This is a genomic window from Selenomonas sp. AB3002 (assembly GCF_000702545.1).
Classification (GTDB): Bacteria; Bacillota; Negativicutes; order Selenomonadales; family Selenomonadaceae; genus Selenomonas_B; species Selenomonas_B ruminantium_A.
Window position 1 is genome coordinate 585,121 of the sequence record NZ_JNIO01000008.1, and the last position, 26,974, is coordinate 612,094.

The 26,974-nt window shown below is 53.6% G+C and carries 21 protein-coding genes, 1 pseudogene and 1 riboswitch; of the genes and pseudogenes, 20 read left to right on the forward strand and 2 right to left on the reverse strand.

Going from position 1 to position 26,974, the window contains the following annotated elements; all coding sequences use genetic code 11:
• The first annotated feature begins 74 nt into the window (after positions 1 to 74).
• The 4 genes from pepT (at position 75) to P159_RS0110610 (ending at position 3,741) form a co-directional block, all read left to right on the forward strand.
• Positions 75 to 1,325, forward strand: coding sequence for a peptidase T (pepT, locus tag P159_RS0110595; protein ID WP_029543895.1), 1,251 nt, complete (start codon positions 75 to 77; stop codon positions 1,323 to 1,325).
• Between the two features lie 177 nt (positions 1,326 to 1,502).
• The gene (def, locus tag P159_RS0110600; RefSeq protein WP_029543896.1) at positions 1,503 to 1,964 is read left to right on the forward strand and encodes a peptide deformylase; all 462 of its coding nucleotides are present in this window, start codon (positions 1,503 to 1,505) and stop codon (positions 1,962 to 1,964) included.
• Positions 1,965 to 1,966: 2 nt separating this feature from the next.
• Positions 1,967 to 2,917 carry a methionyl-tRNA formyltransferase gene (fmt, locus tag P159_RS0110605; RefSeq protein WP_029543900.1) on the forward strand — a complete coding sequence of 317 codons (951 nt, stop codon included), beginning with the start codon at positions 1,967 to 1,969 and terminating at the stop codon, positions 2,915 to 2,917.
• A 26-nt stretch (positions 2,918 to 2,943) separates the two neighbouring features.
• Positions 2,944 to 3,741 (forward strand): DUF116 domain-containing protein, encoded by a 798-nt coding sequence (locus P159_RS0110610; RefSeq protein WP_029543902.1) that lies wholly within the window; start codon positions 2,944 to 2,946, stop codon positions 3,739 to 3,741.
• Between the two features lie 143 nt (positions 3,742 to 3,884).
• Here P159_RS0110610 and P159_RS0110615 read toward each other — a convergent pair whose 3' ends face one another.
• Positions 3,885 to 4,664, reverse strand: a complete 780-nt coding sequence (locus tag P159_RS0110615; protein ID WP_029543904.1) for a tRNA 2-thiocytidine biosynthesis TtcA family protein — start codon at positions 4,662 to 4,664, stop codon at positions 3,885 to 3,887.
• Positions 4,665 to 4,691: 27 nt separating this feature from the next.
• Positions 4,692 to 6,458, reverse strand: a complete 1,767-nt coding sequence (locus P159_RS0110620) for an NFACT family protein (RefSeq protein WP_029543906.1) — start codon at positions 6,456 to 6,458, stop codon at positions 4,692 to 4,694.
• Positions 6,459 to 6,635: 177 nt separating this feature from the next.
• Between P159_RS0110620 and dapF the strand changes: the two genes are divergently transcribed.
• From dapF to P159_RS0110700, 16 genes and pseudogenes are all read left to right on the forward strand, one after another.
• Positions 6,636 to 7,472, forward strand: a complete 837-nt coding sequence (gene dapF, locus P159_RS0110625) for a diaminopimelate epimerase (protein WP_029543907.1) — start codon at positions 6,636 to 6,638, stop codon at positions 7,470 to 7,472.
• A 28-nt stretch (positions 7,473 to 7,500) separates the two neighbouring features.
• On the forward strand, positions 7,501 to 7,764 hold the full coding sequence (locus tag P159_RS0110630) for a DUF370 domain-containing protein (protein WP_029543909.1): 264 nt from the start codon (positions 7,501 to 7,503) through the stop codon (positions 7,762 to 7,764).
• 29 nt (positions 7,765 to 7,793) lie between these two features.
• Positions 7,794 to 8,387 (forward strand): guanylate kinase, encoded by a 594-nt coding sequence (gmk, locus tag P159_RS0110635; protein ID WP_029543910.1) that lies wholly within the window; start codon positions 7,794 to 7,796, stop codon positions 8,385 to 8,387.
• Between the two features lie 25 nt (positions 8,388 to 8,412).
• Positions 8,413 to 8,649, forward strand: coding sequence for a DNA-directed RNA polymerase subunit omega (rpoZ, locus tag P159_RS0110640; RefSeq protein WP_029543912.1), 237 nt, complete (start codon positions 8,413 to 8,415; stop codon positions 8,647 to 8,649).
• A gap of 4 nt (positions 8,650 to 8,653) precedes the next feature.
• Entirely contained in the window at positions 8,654 to 9,892 is a 1,239-nt protein-coding gene (coaBC, locus tag P159_RS0110645; protein WP_051650476.1) for a bifunctional phosphopantothenoylcysteine decarboxylase/phosphopantothenate--cysteine ligase CoaBC, read from the forward strand.
• A gap of 74 nt (positions 9,893 to 9,966) precedes the next feature.
• Positions 9,967 to 10,071, forward strand: a riboswitch (SAM riboswitch).
• A 100-nt stretch (positions 10,072 to 10,171) separates the two neighbouring features.
• On the forward strand, positions 10,172 to 11,362 hold the full coding sequence (metK, locus tag P159_RS0110650) for a methionine adenosyltransferase (RefSeq protein WP_029543915.1): 1,191 nt from the start codon (positions 10,172 to 10,174) through the stop codon (positions 11,360 to 11,362).
• A 230-nt stretch (positions 11,363 to 11,592) separates the two neighbouring features.
• Complete coding sequence (alaS, locus tag P159_RS0110655; protein WP_175463327.1) at positions 11,593 to 14,217, forward strand: alanine--tRNA ligase; 2,625 nt, start codon at positions 11,593 to 11,595, stop codon at positions 14,215 to 14,217.
• A 39-nt stretch (positions 14,218 to 14,256) separates the two neighbouring features.
• Positions 14,257 to 15,342: an HlyD family efflux transporter periplasmic adaptor subunit gene (locus tag P159_RS0110660; RefSeq protein WP_051650307.1), complete on the forward strand. Its 1,086-nt coding sequence runs from the start codon at positions 14,257 to 14,259 to the stop codon at positions 15,340 to 15,342.
• A 31-nt stretch (positions 15,343 to 15,373) separates the two neighbouring features.
• Positions 15,374 to 15,733, forward strand: a complete 360-nt coding sequence (locus tag P159_RS0110665) for a VOC family protein (protein WP_029543920.1) — start codon at positions 15,374 to 15,376, stop codon at positions 15,731 to 15,733.
• Between the two features lie 168 nt (positions 15,734 to 15,901).
• Entirely contained in the window at positions 15,902 to 18,394 is a 2,493-nt protein-coding gene (locus P159_RS0110670; RefSeq protein ID WP_029543922.1) for a U32 family peptidase, read from the forward strand.
• Between the two features lie 142 nt (positions 18,395 to 18,536).
• The gene (locus P159_RS0110675) at positions 18,537 to 19,412 is read left to right on the forward strand and encodes a transporter substrate-binding domain-containing protein (protein ID WP_029543923.1); all 876 of its coding nucleotides are present in this window, start codon (positions 18,537 to 18,539) and stop codon (positions 19,410 to 19,412) included.
• A 116-nt stretch (positions 19,413 to 19,528) separates the two neighbouring features.
• Positions 19,529 to 20,194, forward strand: coding sequence for an amino acid ABC transporter permease (locus P159_RS18705; RefSeq protein WP_051650308.1), 666 nt, complete (start codon positions 19,529 to 19,531; stop codon positions 20,192 to 20,194).
• 6 nt (positions 20,195 to 20,200) lie between these two features.
• Positions 20,201 to 20,914, forward strand: a pseudogene (locus P159_RS21250) (amino acid ABC transporter ATP-binding protein); the annotation flags it as partial.
• Positions 20,915 to 21,422: 508 nt separating this feature from the next.
• Complete coding sequence (locus P159_RS0110690; RefSeq protein ID WP_029543928.1) at positions 21,423 to 22,289, forward strand: hypothetical protein; 867 nt, start codon at positions 21,423 to 21,425, stop codon at positions 22,287 to 22,289.
• 104 nt (positions 22,290 to 22,393) lie between these two features.
• On the forward strand, positions 22,394 to 24,775 hold the full coding sequence (locus P159_RS0110695; RefSeq protein ID WP_029543929.1) for an endonuclease MutS2: 2,382 nt from the start codon (positions 22,394 to 22,396) through the stop codon (positions 24,773 to 24,775).
• Positions 24,776 to 24,841: 66 nt separating this feature from the next.
• Entirely contained in the window at positions 24,842 to 26,956 is a 2,115-nt protein-coding gene (locus P159_RS0110700; RefSeq protein ID WP_029543931.1) for a penicillin-binding protein 1A, read from the forward strand.
• Positions 26,957 to 26,974 lie beyond the last annotated feature (18 nt).

Consider the following 26,974-nt stretch of genomic DNA (forward strand, 5'->3'; position numbering starts at 1 on the left):
TGCCCCTAGCAAAAGTACGTCGATAGTGTTACAATAATATATTGTCATTTGATAAAAATATTGAGGTGTTCACCATGGAAATTAGTATGGATGTATTAGTCAAACGGTTCAAGGATTATGTTAGCTTCGACAGCCAGTCAAGCGAGGAAAATGACCAGGTCTGCCCCAGCACGCCGGGACAGATGGTACTGGCCAAGCATCTGGCTGAGGAGCTCAAGGCTCTAGGTCTTGAGGAGGTCACCCTTGACAACCATGGCTATATCATGGCTACTCTGCCGGCCAGTGGCTGTGAGGGCGCTCCCGTGGTGGGCTTTATCGCTCATATGGATACCAGCCCTGATGCCTCCGGGGCAGATATCAAGCCCCAGGTGGTGGAAAATTACGATGGGGGAGATATTGTCCTCAATAAAGAACAGGATATCAGGCTTTCACCCAAGGATTTCCCCAGCTTGCTGAAATACAAGGGACAGCCCATCATGACTACTGATGGCACCACCCTGTTGGGGGCTGATGACAAGGCGGGAGTGACGGCCATTGTCAGTGCCGTTGAGTACCTGCTGCAGCACCCGGAAATCAAGCACGGCAAGATTCGCCTGGGCTTTACCCCCGATGAGGAGACGGGCCGCAGTGCTGACCGTTTTGACGTCAAGGCCTTTGGGGCAGACTTTGCTTACACTGTTGATGGTGATGAGCTGGGCAGCCTGGAGTATGAGAATTTCAATGCCGCCAACGCTGCTATCACCTTCAAGGGCCGCAGCGTCCACACGGGAGATGCCAAGGGGAAGATGATCAATGCCAATACCGTGGCCTGCGAATGGCAGCAGATGCTGCCTGCCGGAGAACGTCCCGAATATACCGAGGGCTATGAGGGATTCTATCATGTCCACAAGGTCAGTGGCGATGTGGAGAAGGTCACCATGATGATGCTGATCCGCGACCATGACAAGGCGAAGTTTGCCCGTCGCAAATCATATCTTGAGGAACTGGCCGCCCTGCTGAATAAGAAATATGGCGAGGGCACGGTGACGGTGGACTGCAAGGATATGTACCTCAACATGCGTGAGAAGATGGAAGAAGCCATGTATGTGGTGGAATTGGCGGAAAAAGCTATGGAGAGCGCAGGGGTGAAGCCGGTGGTGAAGCCCATACGCGGCGGCACGGATGGCGCAAGGCTTTCCTTTATGGGCCTGCCCTGCCCGAACCTCTTCACTGGCGGCACCAACTTCCACGGCAGGTTTGAATACCTGCCCCTGCTGTCCCTGCAGAAGGCAGCAGAAACTGTGCTGGCCATCATGACGGAGGCTGGCAAGCTAAGGAAACACTGATTAATTCAGCCGCCCATCTTGACGCATCTTGTTTGTCGTCCCTGCGTTGACAAATCCTCGACATAGCACCGCTATGCCTCCGGTTTGTCGCCTTGGGAAGAACAAACAATCTACGCCAATCTGAACGACTTCATTTAATCAGTGTTTCCCTAAAGAAAGATTGACAAGGAGTAATGTATGGCAACATTGGAAATAAGAAAAGCCGGAGATCCGGTACTGAAGCAGCACTGCGAACCCGTGGAGAAGATTGACAAGAATCTGAAGCAGATCCTTGATGCCATGGCAGATGCCATGTACCAGAATGACGGGGTGGGGCTGGCAGCGCCTCAGATAGGGCTGCCTCTCAGAATGGTAGTCATTGACTGCCAGGATGACCACGGCCTCATTGAGCTGATCAATCCTGTCATCACCTACCAGGAAGGCTCCATGACCGGTTCGGAGGGCTGCCTTTCCGTGCCTGGCATCTACGGCGAAGTGGAGCGCTATGCCAAGGTGAAGGTGGAGTTTTTGAACCGCCGGGGCAAGAAGCAGCATATCACTGCTACGGGACTTTTGGCGCGCTGCATCCAGCATGAGCTGGACCATCTGGAAGGACAGCTCTTTATCGATATTGCCACCAGTATTCGCAAAGGGGAATGACAATGGAGAAACTCCGGGTAGTTTTTATGGGCACGCCGGAATTTGCCGTGCCCTGCCTTGCAGCTCTCCAGGCAGATGAGCACTGCGAGGTCATCGGTGTTTACACTCAGCCGGACAAGCCCAGAGGCAGGGGGCAGAAGCTCCTGCCTTCACCAGTCAAGGCCTGGGCAGAGGAACATGGCCTGCCTGTCTATCAGCCTGTCAAGATCAAGACAGCAGAAGCGACCGCAGAGCTTAAAGGCTTGAGCCCCGACCTGGTGGTGGTGGTGGCCTTTGGCCAGATTCTTTCCCAGGAAATACTGGATATTCCCCCGCATGGCTGCATCAATGTCCACGGCTCCCTGCTGCCCCGCTATCGTGGCGCCGCTCCCATGCAGTGGTGTGTCATCAACGGCGAGGAGAAGACTGGCATCACCACCATGATGATGGATGCCGGTCTTGATACCGGGGACATGCTGCTGAAGGAAGAGCTTCCCATAGGTCCGGACATGACGTTGGAAGAAGTTCATGACAGACTGATGGAGATGGGGGCACAGGTCCTCATGAAGACCATCGGGGAACTGCGTGCCGGCACGCTGAAGCGGGTGCCCCAGGAGGGTGAGTCCAATTATGCTCCCATGCTGACCAAGGAAACGGGGCATATCGACTGGCAGAAAAGCGCCCAGTCAATCCACAATCTGGTGCGGGGACTGAACTCCTGGCCCGGGGCCTATACCGGCCATGAGGGGCAGAAGTTCAAGATCTGGCGCACTGTACTGACAGGGGAGGATGCTCCCGCTGGCACAGCTGCAGGCGCAATTCTCGCAGCAGACAGTAGCCAGGGACTGAAGGTTGCTGCAGGTGACGGGCAGGTGCTGGCCATCACCGAGCTGCAGGCTCCCGGCAAGAAGAAAATGCAGGCGCAGGATTACCTGCGCGGCAACAGCCTGGCAGCAGGAAGCTGCTTCGCCTGAGGTCAGAAAGATTCTTCGGAGGAATTATGGCAAATCAGATCCTTGAAGAAAACAAAACAGCCCCCTTCCTGCAGACCAGGGCCAAGAAGCGACTTTTTGTAGGCTTTCTGCTATTGGCCATACTCTTTTGCACAGGTTTGCTGGCTCTTTGCTGGTACATAGCCTCGCCGGGGCTGTCCCAGATTTGGGAACCTTTGCCTGCTTTGGTGGGAGGTCTTTTTGCCCTGGTCATGCTGCTGGGGCTCTGGGGGGTAGCTACCATTGTCTTTGCGGTGCTGGGGCTTCCTTATCTGCCTCTTTTCAAAAGGCAGACTTATAGCCTGATCAACCTGCTCTTTCCCCTGGCTGTGCGGATTGGCAGCTTGTTCGGCATCAGCAAGAGGCAGCTGGAGGGGTCCTTCATCACCGTCAGCAACCTCATGTTTGACCGCATGAATATCAAGGTCCCTGCAGAGCGTTTGCTGGTGATAACCCCGCATTGCCTGCAGCTTGCTACCTGCCCTCACAAGATAACCCGCGACCCCCATAATTGCAAACGCTGCGGCGGCTGCGATATTGGCTCTCTGGTGACTCTTTCCGAGGAAATGGGGTTCCATTTCTTTGTGGCTACGGGAGGGACCCTGGCCCGTCAGGTGGTGAAGGAAAAACGTCCCAAGGCGGTGCTGGCCATTGCCTGCGAGCGCGACCTCATGAGCGGCATACAGGATGTCTATCCCCTGCCGGCAGTAGGGGTGCTTAATATCCGTCCCAACGGGCCCTGCTATAATACCCATGTGGATATTGAAGAAGTGCGGCGGGAACTGGAGAAGCTGATAGAAAAATAAATACAGGCATAAAACTTCGTGCGAAACGGTGTTTCGCATCCCTAAAGGGACTAACTTCGTGTCGCTACGCCCTTACACGAAATCTAAGTTCATAGTAAAATAATCGGACAGGAGCGAGCTTCCTGTCCGATTATTTTTGCTTGTCATTTGCCCATGTAGCTGAAGTAAATGTCTCGCATCTCATCTCTGGTCTTGCTGGCGGGCCAAAGCTCGCCCAAAGCCCCCTTGCGCATGCCGGAGGCAAGATGGTCGTAGAGATCGGGGATATCCGGCTCCAATCGCTGTATGAGCTCCTTTACCTCCTGCCGGATGGTGTGGCCATCGTGGGGGCAGGGGGAGGGGACGGGGGTGAAGCCATGATACTGTATGGCTTCCTTTATTTCTTCTTCCCTGAAGTACACCAGTGGACGTATGACGGTGAGCTCTGTGCGGTCCAGGTATGTGCAGGGGGTGAAAGTGTGGAGCTGGCCTGAGTAGAGCAGACTCATGAGGAAGGTTTCCACCGCGTCATCATGGTGATGGGCGTAGGCAATCTTGTTCAGCCCGTGTTCCACGGCATAGCGGTTCATGGCCCCACGGCGGAAGAAGGCGCAGGTGAAGCAGGGCTGCTTGTCGGCCTGGGCCTTGATGGCTCCTGCAATATCCACGTCTACTGTATCGTAAGGAATCTCCAGGCTTTCGCAATAAGCCCTGATGCGTTCCGTATCAAAGTACGAGGTGAACATAGGGTTGATGGTCAGGGCTGAGAGGCTGAAATTCTTTTTCAATCTCTGCCGCATGATGGCCAGGGCATAGACCAGAAAGATGCTGTCCTTGCCGCCGGAAACTCCTATGAGGATTTTGTCGCCTTCCTGGATCATGTCAAATTCTACAATGGCCCGCATAAGCTTGCTGAAATACAATTGGGGCAGGTTGATTTTCATTTTGGCTGTACCTTTCTACACTTTTAATTAGAGGGCTGCCGGGTCCTGGGCCAGAATGGGGGCCAGCTTCTCTTCATCGGGAGTGATGTAGAGCGTGCTTTGCTCCGTGAAGATGACAAAGCCGGGCTTGGCGCCGGAAGGCTTCTTCACCCGTCGCACTTCCACGTAGTCCACAGGCACGGTGGAGGAGCCTCTGGCCTTGCTGAAATGCACCGCCAGGCCTGCGGCCAGGAGCAGGTTTTCCTCCGAGGGCTCCTCGCCGCCGCAGCGCAGTATGACATGGGAACCGGGGATATCTTTGGTATGGAGCCAAAGGTCATTGTGGTTGGCTGTCTTGAAGGTCAGCTTGTCATTCTGGTAGTTGTTCTTGCCCACCAGGATGATGGTGCCGTCGGGCGCCGTGAAGCGGAAGGGCTGGGCGGGCTTGTCGTTGTTTTTCTTCTTCAGCTTTTCACGAAGATAGCCGCCAGACACCAGCTCGTTGTGAATCTCGCTGATTTCAGCGAGACTGGAGGAGGCCAGCAGGGAGGCTTCGATGCTTTCAAGATATTCGATATTCATCTCACAGTCCTGCCGCTGTCCCAGAAGCATTTCCTTGCCGCGCTTCAGTTTGTCGTATTTCTTGTAGCAGGCCTGCATATTTTCCACCAAGGTAAAACGCTGGTCCAAGGGAATGGTGATAGTTTCGCCTGTTTCGCTGTAGATGTCATTGACCGTGATCTCTGCATCTACCCTGTCCTGGAACTGGTACTGGTAGGTCTGCAGATTGTCGCCGCGCCTTCTGTAGAGTTCGGCATTCTCAGCTTCCTCGATTTCTGCATCCAGCTTCACCAGCTTGTTCTCCGCCTTGTGGAGCTCGTTTTTCACCAGCTTCTGGAATCTGTCCTTATCCGGCAGCACATAACTGCCATAAAGCAGGTCGGCTTTTTCTAATAGTTCGCTGAGGGTGTCAAAGCTCACGGCCTTTGCTTCCGGCAAATAGTGCAGGGGGAAAGCGGCCATGGCCAGGATTTTCTTGTTCTCGTCCATGAGGATGGCGGCATGGTGCTTTTCTGCCCTGGCAAGCTCCAGCAGTTCAGCTATGCCCTGCCCCACAGCCTGATAGTCCACTTCTTCAAGTGCTGAGAGCCGGATGCTGGGGGCAAGACCCGCCGAGAAGCAGACCTCCTTGGCAGACACGGGACCAAAGCCCATGCAGACAGCCAGCAGGGCCTTATCCAAGCGGCTGTCTGCAGGCTGGGATTTCACAGCGGCCATGATTTCCTCAAGGGGGAGGGCAAAGGGGTCAAGCTTGTCCTGTCCCGGGGGCAGTTCATAAGCATCACCGGGGAGTACAGTGCGCACCCGGCTGCTGTTGTTGCCTATTTTTCGCAGAGCATCTATGATGATGCCGTCCTGTATGAGAATGATATTGCTGTATTTGCCCATCAGCTCCAAAACCAGCGTTTTGGTGACAATCCTGCCGCCCCCTGCCAAAAAGTCGATGTCTATCAGGAACAGGCGGTCGAGGCCGTGCTGCCTGATGGAAACAATGCGGCCTGTTTCCAGGTGCTTCCTGAGCAGCATGCAGAACACCGGCGGCTCAGGTGGATTCTCCAAAGGTTTTTCCAGAATATGGGCCGAGGGATTCTGGGGGGCGATGGAAATATGCAGCAGGTGGTTTTGTCCTGGCTGACGAATGGAAAGGGTGATGGATTGTTTGTTGGGCTGGGTGATTTTATCAATCCGCCCGCCTGCCAGCATGGTATCAAGCTCGCTGGCCAGGGGGCGCATGGAAAAGCCGTCAAGACTCATGTTCTTCCTCGTTCTTTCTATGTATGTCGGCAAAAATATCTTTAATGTAACGTCAATTATAACATTTTACGGTCAAAACGGTCAATTTTATCCCGGGCAGGGTTGCGGATAGAAGCTAAAACAAGTACAATAAATTAAATAAACATCTTGCGAAAAGGAGGAAATCTCCCTATGAAGTTGAATTTCACCAAATGGCAGGGCTGTGGCAATGACTTTGTGTTGATAGACTGCCTGGAAAGCCCTTTGGAGCGTGACTATGCTTCCCTGGGAAAAGAGCTCTGTGACCGCCATTACGGTATCGGCGCAGACGGCATTTTGGTGGTGGAGCCTTCTGAGACAGCTGATTTCCGCATGCGCATCATCAATGCGGACGGCAGCGAGGCAGAGATGTGTGGCAATGGCATCAGATGCTTTGCCCGTTATCTCTACGATTTTGGCCGGACAGAAAAGACGGAGTTCACGGTGGAGACTGGAGCGGGTGTGCTGGTACCCAGCCTGCGCCTTGAGAACGGCAAAGTCACCGGGGTAAGGGTTGATATGGGTGAGCCAGTCCTTGCAGGTGATGATATTCCCGTCAAGGGCTTTGGCAGGGACAAGGTCGTAAACGAAAAACTGACCGTACAGGGGCAGGATTACAAGATGACCTGTGTCTCCATGGGCAATCCCCACTGCGTGATTTTCGTGGAGGATGCGGAGAACTTTCCCATTGAGGAGCTGGGCTCCCTTTTTGAACACCATGAGGCTTTCCCCCGCAAGACCAATACGGAGTTTGTCACTGTCCGGGACAGGAGCCATCTGCGCATGAGAGTATGGGAACGTGGTGCATCGGTGACTCTGGCCTGCGGTACGGGGTCCTGTGCAACTCTGGTGGCAGGCGTGCTGACAGGACGCACTGAACGGGCCGCGGAAATAGAGCTTGACGGTGGCTGCCTGATGGTGGAATGGGCAGATAATAATCACGTATTCATGACGGGGCCGGCAGAGCTGGTCTTTGCAGGCAGTCTGGAGGCATGAAGCGCCGTCGGTTGAAGGAGGTCAGGGTATGGACATAAAACTGATCAATATAGGCTTCGGCAACATTGTGGCAGCGGGCCGCATCATAGCTGTGGTCAGCCCTGATTCGGCTCCCATCAAGCGCATCATACAGGAAGCCCGGGACAGCGAAAGACTGATTGATGCCAGCTATGGCAGAAGGACACGCTCGGTGGTCATCATGGACAGCGACCATGTGGTGCTGTCAGCTGTGCAGCCGGAAACTATTGCCCACCGCATGGCAGGCGATGCCAGCGATGAGGGGCAAGAGTGAAATTATCTAAGCAGAGGTAGAAGAATATTATGAAACAGGGATTATTGATTGTGGTATCAGGCCCCTCCGGCACGGGGAAGGGCACGGTCTGCGGGAAGCTCCTGGCTGAGACTCCCCAGCTGGCCTATTCCATTTCTGCCACCACCAGACAGCCCCGGGAGGGGGAGGTAGACGGGCAGAACTACTACTTCCTCACCAGGGAGCAGTTTGAGTCAGAGATTGCGGCAGGAGGCTTCCTTGAGTACGCTGATGTTTACGGCAACTACTACGGTACGCCCCTGAAAAAGCTGGAGGAAAGGCTTCAGGCGGGACAGGATATCCTGCTGGAAATAGACACTCAGGGAGCTTTGAATGTCATGAAGAAGTGTCCTGAGGGGATTTTCATCTTCCTGCTTCCTCCGTCCATGGCAGAGCTGGAGCGGAGAATCAAGGGACGCGGTTCTGAGACGTCGGAGTCACTGGAACGTCGCCTGGGAGCAGCCCGGGAGGAAATTTCCGTGGGCAAGCAGTATACTTATGTGGTGGTAAATACCACGGTTAAAACAGCGGTGAAGCGCATACAGGCCATCATTGATGCAGAGCACAGCAAGGCAGAGCGCAATGAAGACCTGTTTGAGATTTGATTTTTTGATACGAGGTGCAAGTTTTATGAAAGCAAACAAAGAAGTGGTAATGAGCATGGTCAATCCGTCTACGGACGCTCTGATGAAGCGGGTCAAGAGCCGCTATGGCCTGGTGGTGCTCGGAGCCAAGCGCGCACGCCAGCTGCTGGACGGTGAGGAACTCAAGGCCACCCAGGCCCGCTCCACCAAGAACGTGACTAATGCTCTGGAGGAAATCGTAGAGGGCAAGATCGGCTATAGCATTGACAAGACAGTGCTCTAAGACCATGGATACAAAGCTTTTGCAGGGCAAGAAAATCGTGGTGGGAGTCACCGGAGGCATCGCTGCCTACAAAGCAGTGGAAGTGGTGAGCCGTCTGAAGAAGGCCGGGGCTGAGGTTCATGTGATGATGACCCGTGAGGCCACGGAGTTTGTCACCGAACTCACCTTCCGGGAAATCAGCGGTCATCCCGTGGCTCAGGATATGTGGGCAAAAGTGCAGGAGTACAAGGTGGAGCACATTGCGCTGGCCACCCTGGCGGATTTGATGCTCATTGTTCCTGCCACTGCCAATGTATTGGCCAAGGCAGCGACTGGCATTGCCGATGACTTGCTTACCTCAACTATTCTGGCAACCAAAGCCCCTTTGTTTTTTGCACCTGCCATGAATACGGGCATGTATGAGAATCCTGCCACTAAGGCTAATATTTCTGTGCTGAAGGACAGGGGAATACATATCATTGAGCCTGCTTCCGGCTATCTGGCCTGCGGTGTGGAGGGCAAGGGTCGTCTGCCCGAGCCTGCAGAAATCGTGCAGGAGGTGCTGGACTATTTCTTTGAGACCCAATCCTTGCAGGGAAAGAAAATTCTCGTCACTGCCGGGGGCACGGAAGAGGCTCTGGATCCTGTGCGCTTCCTGGGCAATCGTTCCACGGGGCGCATGGGCTATGCCATAGCAGAGGCAGCCGTCAGACGAGGGGCAGAGGTGGTATTGGTATCCGGCCCAACAAGCATTCCTGTACCTGCCGGTGTACGCGCCATCAAGGTGCGTTCTGCCAGGGAAATGGAGCAGGCTGTGCTGTCAGAGTACGACAGTGTTGATGCCGTGATTAAATCTGCAGCTGTGGCGGACTATCGTCCCAAGGAAATTTCTTCCCAGAAAATCAAGAAGAGCGATGGGGAGCTAACCCTCACTTTGGTGCGTAATCCTGATATCCTCTATGAGCTGGGACAGCGCAAGAAACATCAGGTCTTGGTGGGGTTTGCTGCTGAGACCAACGATTTGGAGACTTATGCCAGGAAGAAGCTTGAGAAGAAGAATCTTGACTTCATCGTGGCCAATGATGTTTCTGCCAAAGATGCAGGTTTTGGCACGGACACCAACAGGGTGCAGATTTTCTACCGTGACGGCAGGGAAGAAAGCCAGCCTTTGATGTCCAAAGCGAAACTGGCGGGACTGATTCTTGACAGTTTGAGGGGATATTGGGACGAAATGTCTGAGGGGATAGAATTATTCCCGAAATGATAGTTTCCTTTCCTGCTTGACAACTGTCTGAAAATAGTTTATGATTTTATCCATAAGTTATTGAACTGAATATTTCCTCATCAAGAGCGACGGAGGGAAAGGCCCGATGAAGTCGCGGCAACCATTGGAGTTTTCCAAAACGGTGCCAATTCCTTTAGGCATGACCTAGAAGATGAGAGTACGCATAAAAGGGCTCTCATGTAAGGGAGCCCTTTTCTTATTGCCCTTTCGTAAAAGTCGGGGATTTATTCAGTGCTCATTTGCAAAGGAGGCAAAATTATGAGCAAGAAACGCATGCTGTTCACTTCCGAGTCCGTTACCGAAGGACATCCCGACAAAATGGCTGACCAGATTTCCGATGCCATCCTTGATGCCATCATTGCTCAGGACCCTCAGGGCCGCGTAGCCTGTGAGACACTGGTGACCACGGGTCAGGTGCACGTGGTGGGCGAGATTTCCACCAGCTGTTATGTGGATATTCCCAAGATTATCCGCAATACCGTGCAGGATATCGGCTACACCCGTGCCAAGTACGGTTTTGATTATGCAACCTGCGGCATCCTGGTTTCTCTGGATGAGCAGTCCCCTGATATCGCTCAGGGTGTGAACACGGCCTTGGAGGCCCGCGAGGGTGAGATGTCCGTGGAGGAGGCAACCGGTGCCGGTGACCAGGGCATGATGTTTGGTTATGCCACCAACGAGACCCCTGAGTTCATGCCTCTGCCTATCGCACTGGCTCACCGTCTGGCCCGTCGCCTCACCGAGGTACGCAAGAACGGCACTTTGCCGTACCTCCGTCCGGACGGTAAGACCCAGGTGACGGTGGCCTACGAAGATGGCAAGCCGGTAGCAGTGGAGACCATTGTCATTTCCACTCAGCACGATGAAGAGGTTACGCTGGAACAGATCAGGAAGGACCTTATCGAGCAGGTTATCAAGCCTGTGGTGCCTGCAGAACTCCTGAAGGATGATACCCGTATCTTCGTGAATCCCACTGGCAAATTCGTCATCGGCGGCCCTCAGGGAGACTCCGGCCTCACAGGCCGCAAGATTATCGTGGACACCTACGGCGGCTGGGCACGCCATGGCGGCGGAGCTTTCTCCGGCAAGGATCCCACGAAGGTGGACCGCAGTGCTGCCTACGCTGCCCGCTATGTGGCCAAGAACATCGTGGCTGCTGGGCTGGCTGACAAGTGCGAGATCCAGCTGGCTTACGCCATCGGCGTGGCTCGTCCCGTGTCCGTCATGGTGGACACCTTCGGCACCAACAAGGTGGCAGAGGAGAAGATTGAGGAACTGGTAGGGAAGCACTTCGACCTGCGTCCTGCAGGCATCATCAAGATGCTGGACCTTCGCCGTCCCATCTATCGTCAGACTGCTGCGTATGGCCACTTTGGGCGCACCGATGTGGAACTTCCTTGGGAGCAGACTGATAAGGCAGAACTCCTGAAAAAAGAAGCAGGACTTTGATGATGGCTGCCCGTAGTTCAGGGCAGGCCACAAGCAAAAGATGAAGCTATGGACAGGCTGTAAAGGATGGTACAGATTCTTTTATAGCCTGTTTTTGTTTGCCATCATTTTTTTGTATGAATTGGACAGATTTAAGGATAGATGGTATACTAATTAACTAGCGATTAACAGGCTTAAATGCTCTGCATAGCACATAAATCCTTATATGGGGGTAGATTTGTTTGAAGTACATGAGTGGCAATGAACTGCGTGAGGCTTATCTGCAGTTCTTTTCTGAGAAAAAAGGCCATCTGCGCCTGCCCAGTTTTTCCCTGATTCCGCAGGATGATCCCACCCTGCTCCTGATTGGTGCCGGTATGGCGCCTCTGAAGCCCTTCTTCACGGGCAAGATGAAGCCACCCCGCACCCGGGTGACCACCTGCCAGCGCTGCGTGCGTACCGGCGATATCGAGAACGTGGGCCGCACGGCGCGTCATCAGACTTATTTTGAGATGCTGGGCAACTTCTCCTTTGGTGATTACTTCAAGGGTGAGGCTATTCCCTGGGCCTGGGAGTTCCTGACGGAAGTGGTGGAACTGCCCAAGGAGAAGCTCTGGGTGACTGTCTACCCCGATGACGATGAGGCCATCGAAATCTGGAAGTCCCAGCCGGGCTTCCCCCAGGATCACATCGTGAAGATGGAGGACAACTTCTGGGAAATCGGCCCCGGTCCCTGCGGCCCGGACTCCGAGATCTACATCGACCTGGGCGAGGAGCGCGGCTGCGGCGAGCCTACCTGTGCTGTAGGCTGCGACTGCGACCGTTACCTTGAAATCTGGAACCTGGTGTTCACCCAGTACGACCGCACCGAGGACGGGGAGTACAAGCCCCTGGCCCATAAGAACATCGATACGGGCTGCGGTCTGGAGCGTCTGGCTTCCGTGGTGCAGAACAAGAAGACCAACTTCGAGACTGACCTGTTGTTCCCCATCATTGAGTACGCCTCCAAGGTTTCCGGCGTGAAGTACGGCGAAGATGAGGCCAAGGACGTTTCCCTGAAAGTCATTGCCGACCATGCCCGCTCCATGGCTATCATGATCATGGATGGCATCCTGCCTTCCAATGAAGGTCGTGGCTATGTGCTGCGCCGCATCCTGCGCCGCGCCATCCGTCATGGCCGCATGCTGGGTATCAAGGACAAGTTCCTGGAAGGTGCTGTGCAGGCCGTGGTGGACATTTACGGTGTGGCCAGCGACTTTGGCGAACTGGTGGCCAAGCAGGACTACATCAAGAAGGTCATCAGCCTGGAGGAGGACCGCTTTGCAGCCACTCTGGCGCAGGGCATGGCGCTTCTCACTGAGGAGATCGAGAAGGTCAAGGCTGATAAGAAGGAGGAGCTGGCCGGCGAGGTCGGTTTCCGTCTTTATGATACCTACGGCTTCCCCTGGGAGCTTACGGAGGAGATTCTCCATGAGCAGGGCTTGAAGCTGGATAAGGATGGCTTTGACAAGGCCATGGAGGAGCAGCGCACCCGTGCCCGCAATGCCCGGGCCGAGAACCAGCGTGTGGCTGTGCCCGACCTTTCCAAGCTGGATACAAGCAAGCTCTTGGTGGATGAAACTGCCACTGAAGGCAAGGTGGTGGCCATCTGGAAGGACGGCGTGCTGGTGGACGAGCTCCAGGACGGCGAAGAGGCAGGCATCATCCTGGACAAGACTCCCTTCTACGCTGAAGGCGGCGGACAGGTGGGCGACGAAGGCCTGCTGATTTCCGAGTTTGGCCGTGTCCGGGCTGAGAATGCCAAGAAGCTGCCAGACGGCACTGTCTACCATGAGGCCTATGTAGAGGAAGGCCAGCTGAAGGTGGGCGAGACGGTGAAGATCCAGGTGGATCAGGCCAAGAAGCTTTCCTCTGCCCGCAACCATACTGCTACCCATCTGCTGCAGGCAGCTTTGAAGAAGGTAGTGGGCGACCAGGTCAATCAGGCAGGTTCTTCCGTAACTCCTGACCGCCTGCGCTTCGACTTCACCAACTTCGAGCCTGTCAGTGCCCAGCAGCTCTCCGATGTGGAGGAACTGGTGAATAGCGAGATCCTCAAGGGCCAGGATGTGGAGATTTCCCACATGAGCCTTGACGAGGCCAAGGAAGCCGGCGCCATGGCCCTCTTTGGCGAGAAGTACGGCGATGTGGTGCGCGTGGTGAAGGTGCCTGAGTTCTCCATGGAACTCTGCGGCGGTTCCCATGTGAAGAATGTGGGCCAGATCGGCATGTTCAAGATCATCAGCGAGACGGGTGTGGCTTCCGGCGTGCGCCGTATCGAGGCCATCACCGGCAAGGCTGCCCTTGACTATGCCAACGGCAAGATGGCAACCCTCACCGAGGTAGCTGCCAAGCTGAAGACCAGCGAGACCGAGCTTTCTGCTCAGGTGGACAAGCTGCTTGCTGAGCAGAAGCAGATGCAGGCAGAGCTTGACAAGGTGGCTGAGATGCGCGAGAAGGCTGCAGCCCAGAAGCTCTTTGCCGGCCTCAGGGAGATCGGCCAGGTCAACTTCATGTCCGGTGTGGCCAAAGCTGCCAATATGGACGAGCTGCGCAATGTGGCTGACCTTGCCTGCACCAAGGTGGAGCGTGCCGTGGTGGTGCTGGCCTGCGTGAATGATGACAAGGTCAACCTGGTGGTCAAGGCTTCCAAGGAAGCTGTGGCGCAGGGCGTCCATGCCGGCAAGATCATCAAGGAAGCTGCCAAGGTCATCGGCGGCGGCGGCGGCGGCCGTCCCGACATGGCCCAGGCTGGCGGCAAGGATCCGGAATCCCTGCCCAAGGCCTTTGTGAAAGCAGCTGAAATAGTAAGAGCTCAGTTGGGTGTCAACGAATAACATCAGGCAAGTCCTCCCCTCGGGGAGGGCTTTTTGCCCATGGGGGAAGCATCAGTGGCAGAAGAAAAATTGATTGAAAAAAACTCATCAGAAGAAGACATTACAGAAAAAGTTCAATACCTGTTGAAATACGGCGTTCTGGGACTTATCCTGGTGGCGTTGCTATGTGCCGGAGTCATGTACTATCTGCACAGTGGCAGGTCTGCCATGACTGTCTATGATGCCAAGGTTGAAAGCCAGCTGGTGGGGGTAAAGTCTAAGGCGGCGGGCAAGGTGACGGAAATACTGGTGGAAGATGGAGCCCATGTGGAAGCCGGACAGGTCATTGCCAGAGTGGCGGTGAACGTCACTGAGGAAGATATCAGGCAGCTGGAGCAGACAGTAGAGCTGTCAGAGAAAAACCTGGAGCAGCTGAAGCAGGGGCAGACCGTTACTGTACCCACCTATGACAGCGGCGGCGGCTACAATCCCGCTGCCCAGCAGAACCTGGCCAGCGCCGCTGCCCGCATGCAGCGTATGAACGAGCTCTTTGAGATGGGAGCTATCAGTGCTATGAAGCGCGATGAGGCGGCAGCTGAATACGCTGCGGCTCAGGCAGCAGCCTCACAGAGCGCAGCACCGACTCCCAGCTATCGCACTATGACCCAGCCTACGGACCCTAAGATCATTGAGCAGGCAGAACTGCAGCTCAAGCAGGCTCAGGCGGCTCTCAATAATGCAAAGCAGGATTCACAGGCCACGGAGATTGTGGCGCCGGTGGCAGGGACACTTTACTACACGGATATCAAAGAAGACAGCGAGGTAAAAGCAGGCCAGACTATTGTCCGAATTGGTGATGCTGGCAGTATCTGGCTGGAGGCCAGGCTTACTCCGGAGCAATTGGAAAGGGTCCGCCTGGGCCAGTTTGCCAGTTATGAGGTAGAAGGCCACGAACTTTCCGGCACTGTGCAGGAAATACAGGAGACTGGGGAGGAAAAAGAGGAGGCTGCCCAGAATACGGAACCCAAAGAGGCTGATGGCAGCGAAGATGACAGACGGGTAGTGAAAATTTCCATACCCTCAGACCTGTCCTTCAACCTCAGGCCGGGCACCAAGGCTGCTGTGAAGTTTGCTTTGGATTCATAAATTGTAGGTGTAAAACAGGAGGCTGGCGAAGATGTTCAGATTTGCACACAATAACCTTAACGTGCTGGATTTGGAGCGCAGCATGAAGTTCTATGAGGAAGCCCTTGGGCTGAAGGAAGTCCGTCGTCTGGAAGGAGATGGCTTTATCCTGGTTTATCTGGGAGACGAGCACAAGAGCCACCACCTGCTGGAGCTTACCTGGCTGAAAGACCGTACTGAGCCTTACAATCTGGGTGAAAATGAGTTCCATCTGGCCTTCACGACGGATGATTATGAAGCTGCTCATGCCAGGCACAAGGAAATGGGCTGCATTTGCTATGAAAATGAGGCCATGGGGATTTACTTCATTTCAGATCCTGATGGGTATTGGCTGGAAGTTTTGCCGGAATAATTTCAGGTGGGAATAATATGGGGCAGGTACGAAAAATGTACCTGCCCTTTGTAATTATGGGGAGTTTTGTGCTAGAATATCACTTATATGTATAGATTCAGGGAAGCTGCCCTTGGTCAAGAAAGCGCAGCTTTTGACATAGCCATTTATGAAAGTAGAGGAAAGCAAGTGGTTGAATTATTAGCGCCGGCAGGCAGCCGTGAAGCACTGGTGGCAGCCGTGGAAAGCGGTGCCAATGCCGTCTATCTGGCAGGCAATATGTTTGGAGCCAGGGCTTATGCCAGTAATTTTGATGAAGAGGGGCTGAAAGATGCTGTCCGTTTTGCTCATCTGCGTGGAGTGCTCATCAATGTGACCGTCAATACCATTGTAGGGGACGAGGAATTGCCTGCTCTGCGGGATTATCTGAGATTCCTGTATGAGGCAGGAGCAGACGCGGTGCTGGTGCAGGATTTGGGCGTGGCAAAAATCGCACGGGAGACGGTGCCTGAACTGCCCCTGCATGCCAGCACCCAGATGACAGTGCACAGCCTGGAAGGTGTATTGGCCTTGCAGGAGCTGGGGTTTACCCGGGTTGTGTTGTCCAGGGAGCTTTCCTTGAAGGAAATCCGCTATATATGCAGTCACTCACAGGTGGAAATAGAAGTATTCATGCACGGGGCTCTCTGCGTGTGCTATTCCGGCCAGTGCCTCATGAGCAGCATGATTGGCGGGCGCAGCGGCAATCGTGGCCGCTGTGCCCAGCCCTGCCGCCTGCCTTATGATCTGGTTGATGAGAACGGCAATGATGTTTTGGGCGACAAGGCAGGCAAGTATCTGCTGTCTCCCAGGGACATGAATACCATTGAAGTTCTCCCGGAACTGATTGAGGCCGGAGTGGCTTCCTTGAAGATAGAAGGCCGCATGAAGCGTCCCGAGTATGTGGCCACGGTGGTCAGCACCTATCGTGAAGCCATTGACCGTCACTATGCAGGTGAAGGCTATCTGGTGACCCAGCAGGAAAGGGATAACCTGGCGCAGATTTTCAACCGTGATTTCACTACCGCTTATCTGCTGGACCGTCCCGGCAAGGATATGATGAGCGACCGCCGTCCCAATAATCGTGGGCTCATGGTGGGGCGTGTGGAAAGCTATGACCGCCAGTCCGGCCAGGTGACAGTCAAGCTTGCCGGGCCTTTGGCCGTCGGTGACCAGGTGGATTTCTGGGTGAAGGTGGGAGGCAGGGTCACAGCCGACATCAAGGAACTTTGGTCAGATAGTGGCCAGGTTATTGCCAGGGGTGAAGCCGGGGATGTGGTGAGATTTGCCCTGTCAAAAGCAGTGCACGCTCATGACCGTCTCTTCAAGGTATATGATGCCGCCCTCATGGAGAAGGCCAAGGAAAGCTATAAAAGCGGCGCCCCCATACGCCGCATAGGCATCAAGGCAGAAGTCTTTGCAGCTGAGGGCAAGCCGCTTTCCATTGTCTTTACGGATGGAGAGGGCCATACGGCTTCTGCCGTCACAGAGTTCCTGGCAGAGCCTGCCTTGAAGCGGCCTTTGACCGAAGAAATTATCCGCAAGCAGGTTGACCGCCTGGGAACTTCTGTCTTTGCCTTGCAGGAACTTGTATGCCACATAGAGGGCGCTGTCATGGTGCCCATGAGCGAGATCAACGAAGCCCGCCGCAAAGCTGCAGAGGCGCTGGAGCAGCAGCGCCTGGCAGAGCTGCCTCCTTACAATTACCCGCCCCTGGACGGCAAGGAAAGCTGGCCTGCCTGTGAACAACGTGGCAATCTTCGCCAGTCCCGTCTGATGGTCAGCGTGGATTCTTTGGCACAGATGGAAGCGGCTATTGAAGGGGGGGCGGATGGCATCCTTTTTGGTGGAGAAAGCTACCACCACAGCCATCTGAGTGATGAGGTCTACAGAAAAGCCTGGGATTTGGCAAGAAAAGCGGGGGTTCGCTTTGACATCAACACTCCCAGGATACTCAAGATGAATGCCCAAAAATCTGTGGAAAACCTCCTCAACAGCTGCAAGGAATTCCCCCCTGATGCTGTCCATGTGCATAATATAGGTACCCTGTCCTTGGTGAGGAAGATGACAGATTTCCCCATCCATGCTGATTACTCTCTTATTTCCTATAACAAGATAGCCCTTTCCGCCTTGCAGGGGCTGGGCGTGGTGGAAGCTACCCTGTCACCGGAGCTTAATGAGGGGCAGATGAAGAAGCTGGCCAAAGAAAGCGCCATACCGCTGGCTGCTATTGTGCATGGCAGGCTGGAACTGATGGTTTCCGAGTACTGCGTGACAGGCAGCTTCCTGGGCGGTGCAGGCAAAAAGCCTTGCAGCCAGCCTTGCACCAAGGGAAGGTACTTCCTGAAGGACCGCAAGGAAGCCCTGTTCCCGCTGGTGATGGATCAGTACTGCCACATGCATGTACTGAACAGCAAGACTTTGTCCATGCTGCCCCATGCCATGAAATTCCTGCCTGCAGGCCTTGTCACCCTGCGCATTGAGGGCAAGTACCTGGCGCCGCAGGAGCTGAAGAATATCACCCGGGCTTACAAGAAGGTCATGGGCATGCCCGAAGACCTGGATGAAGCACAGCAGGCTTATATTGAGCAGCAGGAGGGAAAGGATATAACCAGAGGACATTATTTCCGTGGTGTCCTGTAATATCTAATGATGAGCTCTCGTCTTTGACGGGAGCTTTTTTGTGCATTGCAGGAAAATCCATAAACATGGAGAAATAAACCAAGACAAAGAAATATACTATACAGGGATTGGTCTGGCTTTTTCAGGAAAGGATGTAAAAACCATGAATGTGAAGCTGAACATGAAAAAGGTTGTTTCCCTGCTTTTGGGATGTGCCTTGGCTGGAACCATGCTGGCAGGGTGCGGTCCTACTGATGATCCCCATAAGAGCTCCGGAGGCAAGCCTTTAAAGCTGGGCATGCTGACGAACATGAACATCAGTGAGCAGCAGCAGGCGGAGCTGATGAAGGAAGTAGGGCAAAGAGGTGGTTTCCCTGATAATATGGTGTATGACATAACTTACTATGACAATCTTAACTCCATGCAGATGGGGCTAGAATCCAGGAGCATTGATGAGATGAGCACCTATCAGTGTGTGTCGGACTATCTCCTGGCCAGGAATGACAAGTTTGCCCAGACTGATTTCAAGAAGGTGAAACTGGAAGATGGCTTCTGCTGTGCAGTGAGGGAAGAGGATAAAGAACTGCTGGAGGAAATGAACAAGGCTATCAGCACCATGAAGGATGACGGCACATTGGACAAGCTGGTCCAGGAATATATCAAGGATGTGAAGGCAGGCGAGGAACCACACGCTGTGGAACTGGAAAAGGCAGAGGGACGCCGCATTCTCAAGGTAGCAGTCACTGGCGACCTTCCTCCCATTGACCTGGTATTGGCAGATGGCAAGCCTGCAGGCTTTAATACGGCAGTGCTCTCAGAGGTGAGCAAGCGGTTGCAGAGAAATATAGAAATCGTACAGGTGGACAGCGGCGCAAGGGCAGCTGCTCTTTCTGGCAAGACTGTGGATGTAATCTTTTGGGCTGTGATTCCTGAGGATAAGTTCAATGTTCGTCCTAAGGATTTTGATCTTCCCAAAGGGGCAGCAACCACCGTGCCTTACTATAAGGATGAGATTGTCCACCTGGCAGTGAAGAAGTAAGAAGTTGTTATCAAAAGCACCGAACATTTTTGAGGATTTATATCGAGAATGTTCGGTGTTTTGTTTGTTGCAGCAATCATATGTAGGCAAACCGTCTATGCTTGGGAGGATGGAAGATGGAGAAGCTTTATCAGATTTTTATTGCCAATGATGCCTGGATAACTATTGGCAAGGGCATTGGGGTGACGGTGGAGATTTCTCTGGTATCCCTGCTGGCAGGAACGCTCCTGGGAGCGCTGATCTGCTTTTTCCGCATGGGGAAAAGACGCCTCCTGCGTCTATTGGCCATGGGCTACATTGCTTTGGTGCGGGGATGTCCGGTACTGATGCTTTTGATGTTGCTCTTTTATGGAGTCTTGGCTCAGAGTGGCTTGTCTCCCGTGGTGGTGGCTATCCTGGCTTTTTCTTTTCATACAGCGGCTCATGTGGCAGAGCTTTTGCGCTCCGCCATCCAGGCTACAGATCACGGGCAGGTAGAGGCAGCGCGCACGCTGGGGTTTTCCAGAGTGCAGGCCTTTCGCCTGGTGACACTGCCGCAGATGGTGCAGATTGCCCGGCCTGTCTACCAGTCTACCATTGTGAACCTGATTCAGTGGACCAGCGTAGTAGGCTATGTGACCATCACAGATCTTACCCGTGTCATATACAATACGGCCTCCCGCACCATGCAGCCCATGATTACCATGCTGGGCGGCATGGCCATCTATATCGTCATGTCTTATTGCGTATATGGGGTATTTGCCTGGCTGGAATGGCGTGAGAGAAGAGAGGTGGAGGAATAAATGGGGATACTTGAAGTACAGGGGCTTTCCAAAGCCTTTGGGGATTTGCAGGTGCTGAGCAAGGTGGATTTAAGTGTCAGGGAAGGTGAGCGCATCGCCATTATCGGTGGCTCTGGCTGTGGCAAGAGTGTCTTCCTGCGTTGCCTGAATCTGCTGGAGGTGCCTGATGCAGGCAGCATCACTATTGACGGGCAGGAAATCACAGCCCCAGGGGCGGATGTGGACACCATCCGTCGTCAGATGGGCATGGTTTTCCAGAAATTCCACCTGTTTTCCCATTACAATGTGCTGGACAATCTCTGCCTGGCTCCCACCATGCTTTTGGGCATGGAGCGCAAGGAGGCGGAGGAGAAGGCCATGGGGCTGCTCAATCAGGTGGGCCTTGCCGCTAAGGCCAGGGTCTTACCGGGGGTCCTTTCCGGCGGGCAGCAGCAGCGTATCGCCATTTGTCGTTCCCTCATGATGGATCCAAAAGTGCTGCTGCTGGACGAGCCGACCAGCGCCTTGGACCCTACGATGGCGGCAGAGGTGCTGGCGGTTATCCGCATGCTGGCCAAGCAGGGGCTGACCATGCTCATCGTCACCCATGAGATGAAGTTTGCCCAGGAGGTGTCAGACCGCATCCTGTTCTTTGCGGACCGGGGCATCTATGAGCAGGGGACGCCGGAGGAAATCTTTGAGCAACCCAGGAGAGATAAGACGATTTCCTTTATCCGCAAGCATACGTTCTTCAGCTATGAGATTACCAGGCGGTCAGAGTTCGACTTGATGCAGCTGCAGGGCGGTATCTGGAATTTCGCAGAGAAATATGGCATAGGCGCGTCTATGGCCTATCAGTTGCAACTTTCTGGTGAGGAACTTATATATGAGTTTTGGCGAGGGAGCTTCAATGACGGGGAAGTGGTGGAACTTAGGTTGGACATTACCTATGCCCAAGCCATGGACCGCATCGTGGTGGAGGTCGTCAGCGGTGGCGCAGCCTACGATCCCTTCATAGCGGAGAGCGAAGATGATTCGGAGGAAATGGAGCACATGGGGATTACCCTGCTGAAAAAGAGAGCAGCCGGTTTTTCCTATGCCTATGAAGAAGGAAAAAATCGGGTACGGGTGGAATTCATAGAAAATAGGTAAGCGATCTTTGTTTGTCTAAAAGTTGTAAAGTGCTGTAGGCAGTGTGAACAAGTGATTATTAGTCGTACGGTACAACAGATAAGGGAAGAGATGGCAAATGAAAATTGACACGCTTTGCTTGGCTCAAAGGCAGACCGCAGAAGAATACCTGCAGCACGCTTATGAAATCCCGGAGGAGGTTCCCTTCTTGCCCATGCCTGATGAAGCTTTCGTTTCTAAGTGGCAGGAGGCAGCGGGTCGGACCGTGCTGGATTTCTTGATAGACGGACTAAGTCTTCCCGCCTTTGCTTTCAGCTGGGAGGATGAAGAAGGACTGGGTATTTCCTTTGCCCAGACTCTGGGAGGGCGGCTGCCTGTCATCTCCACCAGCAGCCATGAGGACTTCCGCGCTATGGACGCCCTCATGAGCGGACGGGAGGAAAAACGGGAACTGCCTCTGACGGTGAACGCCTTCACAATAGAGGCTAAGGCAGAGAATATCTTCCATCACCGCCTCTTGTTGCTGAACTGCGCTCCCTACAGCAATATTACCGCTACCAGGCTGGGGCTGGGGGCGGGGGACTGGCAGGAGCGCTCCTATCGCTTGCGACGGGCGTACGAATGTGCCCATTATGAGACTTTGCGCCTTTTGGGTGGCATGAAGAATCATGCTTTGGATGAGATATTGGCCGATTCCTTTGGCCAGCTGGCCGCCTTTGGTGATTTCAGTGCTGACAGGCAGAGGCTTTTCTTCGGCCTGACCAAGGGAGAGACCTGCTGCACAGGCAGGCTCTCTTTCTATACCCAGAAGGTTGCCATGGAGGAAAGGGACAAGGTATACGCAGTTGTGGACAAGGTATTGGATATGATGGAAGCTGAAATAAAAGCGCTGCTCTCAAGAAAAGCGAAAAAGGTGGAAATCCTGGCAGAACTGGCAGGCAGAAGCATAGCAGACAGGCTGGCGCAAGGATTCCCAGGAAAATGATTTATAGGCACGGATTAAAGTACCGTGCCTATTTTTATGTTTTATGGTACAATGAAGCCTATGCAAATCGACCATCTTGATAAATTATTGGGGTAAAGAGGAAAATGGAACAAGAAGCCTTCAAAACATTAGCATATGACAAGATAAAGGCCATGCTTATCGGTTGCGCCAGTTCTAATCTGGGCAAGAAGCTGGCGAAGAGCCTGCTGCCAAGTTCGGACTTTGAGGAAGTATCCGGCTGGCTGGCAGAGACAGATGAAGCTGTGGAGATATTTGAGACTACGGCCCCGCCCCTGGGGGGCATCAGGGATATTACTTCCAGTCTCCGCAAGGTGGAGCTGGGCGCTACTTTAGACCTGGGCGAACTGGTAGAGGTGCGCAGCACCATGTATGCCATGCGCAATGTGAAATACTTCTTCCGGGATCTTTCTCTTGAAGTGCCTGCCCTGAAGGAACTGGCCCGGGGCATGGAAATCCTGGGGGAACTGGAACGCCATCTGGAAAATACCATTGATGAGCACGGCAATATCCGCGAGGATGCCAGCGTGGAACTCAGGCGCATCAACAGGGAACTGAGGGCTACTCAGGCTCACATAAAGGACAGGATGTCAGGTATCCTGCATTCTGCAGAGTATCAGAAGTATTTCCAGGATGCCATCGTCACTGTCCGTGATGAGCGCTATGTTATTCCTGTGAAGCAGGAATATCGTTCCCACTTCCCAGGTATCGTCCATGATCAGTCTGCCAGTGGCGCTACTCTCTTCATCGAGCCTATGGCTGTGGTGGAGATGAATAATGATGTGAAGCAGTTGACTCTGGCCAGGCAGCAGGAAATGAACCGCCTGATGAAGCAGCTTTCTCAGGAAATCCTGCGTCATCATGAGGATTTGGAGAACAACTGCGAGATTTTGGCGGAAATTGATTTTACCTTTGCCAAGGCCAAGCTGGCCAGGGAGATGGAAGCAAGCCGCCCCAAGCTCAATGATGAGGGGCGCACTGTCCTGAAGCAGGCCCGTCATCCGCTGATTGACAGGGAAAAAGTGGTGCCCATAGATATTGTGCTGGGGACGGACTATAGCATGCTGCTGGTCACGGGACCAAATACCGGCGGCAAGACCGTCAGCATGAAGACATTGGGACTTCTGGTGCTGATGGCCCAGTCAGGCCTGTATCTTCCCACGGCCCCTGACTCCGAGCTGGCCATATATCAGAATGTCTATGCTGATATCGGTGACGAGCAGAGCATAGAGCAGAGCCTGTCTACCTTCTCCGCCCATATGACCCATATTGTGAAGATCTTGGGGCAGGTGGAGAAAGAGGATCTGTTGCTGTTGGATGAGCTGGGGGCGGGTACGGACCCGGAGGAGGGGGCTGCCCTGGCCATGTCCATTCTGGAGCGGCTGCTGGAAATCGGCACCACCACCGTGGCTACTACGCATTATTCAGAGCTAAAGACCTTTGCCTATAGCCGTACTGGCATTGAGAATGCCTGTGTGGAGTTTGACGTGAAGACCCTGCGGCCGACATACAGGCTGCTTCTGGGCACTCCCGGTGCCAGCAACGCCTTTGCTATCAGTCGTCGCCTGGGGCTTTCCGAAGCCTTGATTCTCAGGGCCAAGCAGCTGGTGGAGGCTGACCATGCCCAGTTCGAGAAAGTCGTCAATGAGCTGGAACAGGAAAAGATGATGTATGAGCAGCGCAATGCCGACATCATGGAAGGGCAGCAGCGGGTTACTGCCCTGCAGCTGAAGGTGGAACGCACCAAGGAGGAAATCTCCAGGCAGAAGGGCGAGATCATACGCAAGGCACGTGAGCAGAGCGCGGCCATGATACGCCGTACACGCCGGGAATCCGAGGAAATCATCAAGGAACTGAAGGAACAGTTCCAGGATATGGGCATCAAGAAACGACAGCAGGCTATCCAGGAGGCTCGTGCCAGACTTACGGAAGCATCGGCCAAGGCAAACCCTGGCATCATGGCCCAAAAGGGCGTGGGAAAGCCTGTAGACATCAAGACAATCCGGACAGGAGACACCGTCTATGTAAAGAGCCTGGACCAGAAGGGGACTGTGCTGGAAGTCAGCGGCAGCGAGCTTGAGGTGCAGCTTGGCAGTCTGCGTACAAAAGTCAAGGCTTCAAAGTGTACCTTTGTGGCTCATGGCAGCCAGGAGGAAAAGGCATCTGCTCCGATTGTCAGGAACAAGAATCGCCAGAGTGCCGGCTTTCTCCAGAAGACTGCCAATATCGGCAGGGAGATAGATATCCGTGGCATGATGGTTGACGAGGCGGAACTTATCATAGGCAAATTCCTTGATGATGCTGTCATGGCTGGCCTGAGCCAGGTGCTGATCATACATGGCAAAGGCACTGGTGCCTTGCGCAAAGGGGTCCAGGCTTATCTCAAGGGCCACAGAAACGTGCTCTCCTATGCCTTTGCGGATATCACTGAGGGCGGTACAGGGGCAACAGTTGTCAATTTGAAATGAATAAAGGTAGCTTTTCTCTTATGCAGTGGTGTATAATAAAAGGCATATTGTTTAAGGAGGCTGCTTATGGACAAAAGTTCAAATACAAAACAGCAGAAGCGCAGGCCTGCCAAGAAAAAAGGCAGCTCTGCCGGGCGTATCTTCCTGGGCTTCATAGTCGTGGTCTTGGTTATGGTAACCGGAATAGGCTGTGGTTTCCTTACCGCTAGCATGAATACCAAGCCGGATTTGGCCAGTGATATCCAGCCGCCGGCGTCATCCCAGATTTACGACATCAATGGCAACGAGATTGCCAATGTACATGCTACGGAAAACCGCATGCCTGTAAAGATTTCCCAGGTGCCCAAGGATCTGCAGAATGCCTTTGTAGCAGTGGAGGATAACCGTTTTTACGAACACATGGGCGTGGATCCCCGCGGCATCATGCGGGCACTCTGGTCTAACTTGCGGGGACAGAGCATTTCAGAGGGCGGCTCCACCATTACCCAGCAGTTGGCTAAAAATGCTTATCTTACCCAGGACCGTACGCTGAAACGCAAGGTTCAGGAAGTTTTCCTGGCTTTGCAGCTTGAGCGTCAGTACACCAAGCAGGAGATTTTGGAGCTTTATCTGAATCAGATTTATTTTGGCCAGGGTGCTTATGGTGTTCAGGCCGCTGCCAAGACCTATTTTGGCAAGAATGTTGAGGATTTGGATCTGAACGAATGTGCCATGCTGGCAGGCATTCCCAAAAGCCCCAATTACTATTCTCCTACCAGCAATCTCCAGGCCGCTGAAGAGCGTAAATCCGTGGTGCTGGATCAGATGGAAAAGTATGGCTACATCAACGCATCCCAGGCTTCAAAAACCAAAAAAGAGGAAATGAAACTGGTGAAGGCGACGAAGAATACCGACACCAATGAGGCATCGTATTTCATTGACTATGTCACTCAGAAACTCATTGACAAGTATGGTGCAGATGCAGTCTATAAAGATGGTTTGAAGATTTATACTACCATTGACATGGACATGCAGAGGGCGGCGGAAGAAGCCATGAAAAATCTGCCCCTTTATAACAAGGATGGAAATGGCATAGAGCAGCCTCAGGGGGCTCTGGTGGCTATAGATCCCCACAATGGCCATGTGAAGGCTATGGTTGGGGGCCGCGGTACGGATCAGTTCAATCGCGCTACTATGGCAGAAAGGCAGCCCGGTTCTGCTTTCAAGCCTTTTGTCTTTGCAGCGGCCTTGGAGAATAACTTCACGCCCAATACGGTCATTAACGACAGTCCTGTAAAAGTGGGGGATTGGGAACCGCAGAACTATGACCGCACTTTCAATGGCAAGGTTTCCCTGCGGGAAGTAGCCCGCAATTCACTTAATGTGCCCACGGTAAAGATTGCCCAGAAGCTGGGGATTGACAAACCTATCTATTATGCACAGGAAATGGGCATTACCACTTTTGTGCTTGAAGGTGCACAAAATGACCGCAATCTGGCTACGGCATTGGGGGGGCTTACCAAAGGTGTCACGCCTTTGGAACTCACCAGTGCTTATGGAACTTTTGCCAACAAGGGCATTCATGTAGAGCCGATGGTTATTGTCAAAGTGCTTGACAGGAATGGCAAAGTCATCGAACAGGCTGAGGAACGGCAGCGCAGTGTCATCAGTGAAAACAGCGCGGCAGAACTTACCAGCATGCTCCAGACGGTCATTCAGAAAGGCACAGGCACCCATGCCAATATTGGCCGTCCTGCTGCAGGAAAGACAGGCACAACCAATGACTATCATGATGCCTGGTTTGTAGGTTATACTCCTGATTTGGTAGCTGGCGTCTGGGTGGGAAATGATAATAACACTTCCCTCCACAACATGACTGGCGGACAGACACCTGCAGAAATCTGGAAGGCTTTTATGTCCAAAGCTCTTGCTACTACGCCAGCTAAAAATTTTGATGGCAGCGCCGCTGGGAAAGATGATTCTGTGGGAGAGCTTGAAGATGACGAAAAGATAACCGTCAAGCAGAAGCCGTCAGAATTAAAGAAGGATAATAATCCTAAGGAAAAAGTTGAAGAAGCTCCAGTGAAGGGCGGTCAGAATGTTCCCGCTCAGGATAAGCAGGAACCGAAGCCTCAACCCCAAAAAACTGAACCTGTTTCAGACGCCCCTGAGCGTGGCGGTGGAGTAGGCAAAGGCCGTTAAAATTTTTGTTTCCCTTGC